The sequence below is a fragment of the Dietzia sp. DQ11-71 genome (genome assembly GCF_014144995.1).
GTDB lineage: Bacteria > Actinomycetota > Actinomycetes > Mycobacteriales > Mycobacteriaceae > Dietzia > Dietzia kunjamensis.
This window is the reverse complement of record NZ_JAALDT010000247.1, coordinates 1-4,163: the sequence shown is the minus strand read 5'-3', so window position 1 is coordinate 4,163 and position 4,163 is coordinate 1. Positions and strand designations below refer to the sequence as shown.

At 71.4% G+C, this 4,163-nt stretch carries 5 protein-coding genes and 1 pseudogene; 3 read left to right on the top strand and 3 right to left on the bottom strand.

The features are described from left to right. Window positions 1-28: 28 nt before the first annotated feature. Window positions 29-523 carry a CarD family transcriptional regulator gene (locus tag G6023_RS09440; RefSeq protein ID WP_067711635.1) on the bottom strand — a complete coding sequence of 165 codons (495 nt, stop codon included), beginning with the start codon at window positions 521-523 and terminating at the stop codon, window positions 29-31. A 197-nt stretch (window positions 524-720) separates the two neighbouring features. On the opposite strand from G6023_RS09440, the gene G6023_RS09435 reads away from it, so the two are divergent. Next, window positions 721-1,293, top strand: coding sequence for a hypothetical protein (locus G6023_RS09435; protein WP_067711632.1), 573 nt, complete (start codon window positions 721-723; stop codon window positions 1,291-1,293). Window positions 1,294-1,345: 52 nt separating this feature from the next. Beyond that, on the top strand, window positions 1,346-2,404 hold the full coding sequence (gene disA / locus G6023_RS09430) for a DNA integrity scanning diadenylate cyclase DisA (protein WP_067711629.1): 1,059 nt from the start codon (window positions 1,346-1,348) through the stop codon (window positions 2,402-2,404). 49 nt (window positions 2,405-2,453) lie between these two features. On the opposite strand, the gene G6023_RS09425 is transcribed toward disA, so the two are convergent. Both G6023_RS09425 and G6023_RS09420 read right to left on the bottom strand, forming a co-directional pair. Continuing rightward, window positions 2,454-3,113 carry a hypothetical protein gene (locus tag G6023_RS09425; RefSeq protein ID WP_067711627.1) on the bottom strand — a complete coding sequence of 220 codons (660 nt, stop codon included), beginning with the start codon at window positions 3,111-3,113 and terminating at the stop codon, window positions 2,454-2,456. A 99-nt stretch (window positions 3,114-3,212) separates the two neighbouring features. After that, a complete protein-coding gene (locus G6023_RS09420; RefSeq protein ID WP_069390409.1) occupies window positions 3,213-3,866 on the bottom strand; it encodes a carbonic anhydrase in 654 nt (217 codons plus the stop codon). Between the two features lie 38 nt (window positions 3,867-3,904). Here G6023_RS09420 and G6023_RS09415 point away from each other — a divergent pair. Beyond that, a pseudogene (locus G6023_RS09415) lies at window positions 3,905-4,163 on the top strand (A/G-specific adenine glycosylase); the annotation flags it as partial.

The following is a 4,163-nucleotide window of genomic DNA, read 5'->3' as shown; positions in this document are numbered from 1 at the left end:
ACCGTGTCCGATCACTCCGACGGTCGCGTCACGCCGGTGCGGCGGAGCCGAGGACCTCACCGAGGAGGGCGTCAGCGCGTTCCTCGTCCGAGCGCTCGGCGAGCGCGAGCTCGCCGACGAGCACCTGGCGCGCCTTGGCGAGCATGCGCTTCTCGCCCGCGGACAGGCCACGATCGAGATCGCGGCGCCAGAGGTCGCGCACGACCTCGGCGACCTTGTTGACGTCACCGGAGGCGAGTTTCTCGCCGTTGGCCTTGTAACGACGCGACCAGTTGGTGGGCTCCTCCGCGTGCTCGGTGCGCAGGACCTCGAAGACCTTGTCCAGGCCCGCCTGGTCCACCACGTCGCGCACGCCCACGTACTCGGCGTTCTCGGCCGGTACCTTCACCGTGAGGTCGCCCTGTGAAACCTTGAGGACGAGGTATTCCTTCTCGGTGCCCTTGACCGTCCGCATCTCGATCGCCTGGATGGTGGCGGCGCCGTGATGCGGGTAGACGACGGTGTCGCCGACCTTGAACTCCATGAGTGGCTTTCCCCTTTCGACCGCCCTATCTTAGCACGCCCTCAGTGCAGGCGTTTTCCGTTTGCGCAGGTCAGCAACGTGTACAGGCTGACGAGGGAATCCCACGGGTGTGAGGGGGCCACTCTGACGCCGGTCTGGACGGGCCGTGGACTACGATGAGACCGGCCTGAGAGACGACCATCCCCGAGGAGCCTGACGTGACTTCACCGAACACCGGCCTGCGCCGCACCGCGCTCGTAGTCCTGGCCGTGGGCGCCGCCCTCGGGGCGTCGGCCTGCAGCGCCGGCCAGGTCTCCCAGACCGCCAACCAGGTCGCCGCGGTCGACGGTGGACGGGGTTCCGCGGGCGACCTGCACGTCAACGACCTGCAGGTGGTCGTCCCCGAGAACGGTGGCGAGGCCCGCGTCGGATTCGTCGCCTCGTTCACCGGCTACGGCCTCGGCGAGGCCGTCTCCCTCGATCAGGTCGAGATCGACGGCACCCCGGTCCAGCTCGGCGAGACCCGGCCGCTGCAGCGTGGCTGCACGATCGTCGTCGACGCGACCGAAGGCGCAGAGCCCGCCCCCGCACCGGAGGGCGTCTGCGTCGAGCAGACCACCGCGACCCTCCCCTCGGCCGACGACCTCGACGTCGGGGTCTCCGTGCCCGCCACCGTGAGCTTCTCCAACGGCGACCGGATCGAGACCGAGGCCGCCGTCGTGGGCGAGCTCGTCGAGGCCGGCGAGTACACCCGTCCGACGGAGTACGCCGGCGAGTCCGAGGAGCACTGACACGTCCGCCCTCTCCGCCCGCTCGGCCGACGGTTCACCGGTCGACCCCGACATGCGGGCCGTCCTGCGGCGACTCGCCCCGGGCACCCCGCTGCGTGACGCACTCGACCGGATCCGCCGTAGCGGCACCGGGGGGCTCGTGGTGCTCGGTGACGATCCCGCCGTCCGGGCCATCTGCGACGGCGGTGTCGACCTCGACGTCGAGTTCGCGCCCGCCCGACTGCGGGAACTGAGCAAGATGGACGGCGCCGTGGTGCTGTCCACCGATGGCTCCCGGATCACCCGCGCCAACGTCCACCTGGTCCCCGACCCGTCACTGCCGGCCGTCGAGACGGGCACCCGTCATCGCGCCGCCGAGCGCACGGCGCTGCACACCGGCGTCCCCACGGTGGCCGTGTCGGCGTCGATGACCACGGTGACCGTCTACGCCGGCGGACTGGCCCGGGTGCTGGCCGACCCGGTGGTCCTGCTGGCCCGGGCCGACCAGACGGTCGCCACGATGGAGCGGCACGGCGCCCGCACCGCCCGTGCCCGCGCCCGGCTCGACCGGGCGGAGATGGGTGACTACGCCTCGGTGCGCGACGTCGTGACCATGGCCCAGCGCCTGCTCAGGCTCGAACGCCTGGGCGCCGAACTCGCCGAGCTCACGGTGGAGATGGGCGAATACGGGCGCCAGACAACCCTGCAGCTCGAGGAACTGCTCTCCGACACCCCCGATGAACTGTGGGGCCTGGTCGCGGACCACCTCCGCGTGGAGGCCGTCGACGGCGATGCACGCCCGATACCGACACCCGAGCAGGTCACCGCCGGGCTCGAGCGACTGGCCGCGTTGACCGACGCCGACCTGCTCCTGCCCGCGCCCGTCGCGCGCTGCCTGGGGCTACCGGCCGAGCCCGAGGACCTGGACGAGCACGTCACCGCCCGCGGACACCGCATGCTCGCGCACATCCCTCGCCTGCGGCCGGTGCAGATCACGGCGCTGGTCGAACGTTTCGGATCGGTGCCCGCACTGCTGGCGGCCGAGCAGTCGGACTTCGCCGACGTCGAGGGCGTCGGCGCGCTGTGGGCCCGCCACGTCCGGCAGCGCCTCACCGGCCTGGGCACCGGCTGACGACCACCGCGGCGCCCCATCGCTCGGCGCGGGCCCGGTCAGGACCCGGTCACGACTCGGGGGCCTCGACCACGTTGAAGGTGGAGGCCGGGCTGAAGACGTTCCCGACCAGTGCGTACACCTGGTAGGCGCCGACCTCGACTGGCGTCCGGTCCGACTCGGAACACGCGCCCTCGGCGGACCGTCGGCCGGTCCAGTCGATCTGACGCGGCTCCGGCTCATCGGGGCGCAGCTCGACCTGGTCCTCCTCGCGCGGCGTGGTGCAGTCGATGCTCGACCACACCTTGGAGTTGTCGTCGAGCCGGTAGACCTCGAACGACAGCGGCGCCTCCGACAGGTCCCGGTCGCACGTGGTGTCCGAGACGTTGACGATGTTGACGAAGAAGCGCACGTCGGAGCCCACGGGCACGTTGGGCTCGGCCGGCCACACGTCCAGACGGAGATCCTCGTCCGCGCACCGGCCCCGCGAGGCGCCTCCGTCGTCGTCCCGCTCGGTGGTCGCGGAGGTGGACGTCTCCGAGGTCTCGACGGCCCCGGTCGTGCCGTTCTCCCCGCCCGCGGCGGTCTCCTGGGTGTCGGTCCCGCTGTCGCGGGAGGCGAGGAACAGCGCGAGCACCACCACGACCACGGCGATGACGGCGACGACGACCGCGGCGACGCGGCGACGCACATAGACTTCGCGCGGTAGGGGGCCCTGGGGTTCCTGCACGGGTCCAACTCTAGAGCCGCGCGGGTGCCCCACCTGCCCGTCGGCGCGGCGTGTCCCTCAGACCGGGTGGCCGCCGGGCCGCCGGGCCGCCGGAGGGCGTCAGATGGCGACCATCTCCTCACCGGGGCCGTGGGGGACGTCCTCGACCTCGCCCAGGACGCTGCGCAGGTAGGCGCGGCCGTCGGAGAGCTTGTAGGTCACGCCGACGATCGCGAGTTCGCCGTTGTCGATCCGCTCGCTGATGATCTTGGAACGCTGCTCGAGCAGCTCACCCGTCTCGAGCACGTGGCGCGCCTCGAAGTCGTCGATACTGCTGAGCCCCTCGCGACGCCCGTTGAGGATCGACGGCGACACCTTCTCCACCACGTCGCGCAGGAAGCCCGGCGGGATCTCACCGGTCGCGAGCGCGTCCACGGTCGCCTTGACCGCGCCGCAGCTGTCGTGCCCGAGGACCACGATCAGCGGCGTGTCCAGCACGTGGACGGCGTACTCGATCGACCCCAGCACGGCGGTGTCGATGATGTGACCGGCCGTGCGGATGACGAACAGGTCACCGAGCCCCTGATCGAAGATGATCTCGGCCGCCACCCGGGAGTCCGAGCACCCGAACAGGACCGCCTTGGGGTGCTGCGCGGCGACGAGCTGCTCACGTCGCTGGGTATTCTGGCTGGGATGACGCATCTCGCAATCGACGAAGCGGTGGTTGCCGTCGCGGAGCGAGGCCCATGCGCTGATCGGGTTGGTATGAGGCATGGCTCATATTGTGCACCGCCGACCCCGAAAGACGGACGTTGACCTCCCTCGACACACCCGCGCTCCTCTCCTGGTTCGACCGCGTCGGCCGCCCGCTGCCGTGGCGCGGTGACGGGGTCGGCGCATGGGAGATCCTGCTCTGCGAGGTCATGAGCCAGCAGACCCCCGTTGCCCGGGTCGAGCCCGTCTGGCGGGCCTGGCTCGACCGCTGGCCCGGCCCCGCCGAACTCGCCGCCGCCGCCCCGGCCGACGTGATCCGCATGTGGGGCAAACTCGGCTATCCACGCCGCGCGTTGC

Coding starts and splice junctions, on each gene's coding strand:
- disA (WP_067711629.1), top strand. CDS start 1,346: ATGCGGGCCGTCCTGCGGCGACTCGCCCCGGGCACCCCGCTGCGTGAC.
- G6023_RS09420 (WP_069390409.1), bottom strand. CDS start 3,866: ATGCCTCATACCAACCCGATCAGCGCATGGGCCTCGCTCCGCGACGGC.
- G6023_RS09440 (WP_067711635.1), bottom strand. CDS start 523: ATGGAGTTCAAGGTCGGCGACACCGTCGTCTACCCGCATCACGGCGCC.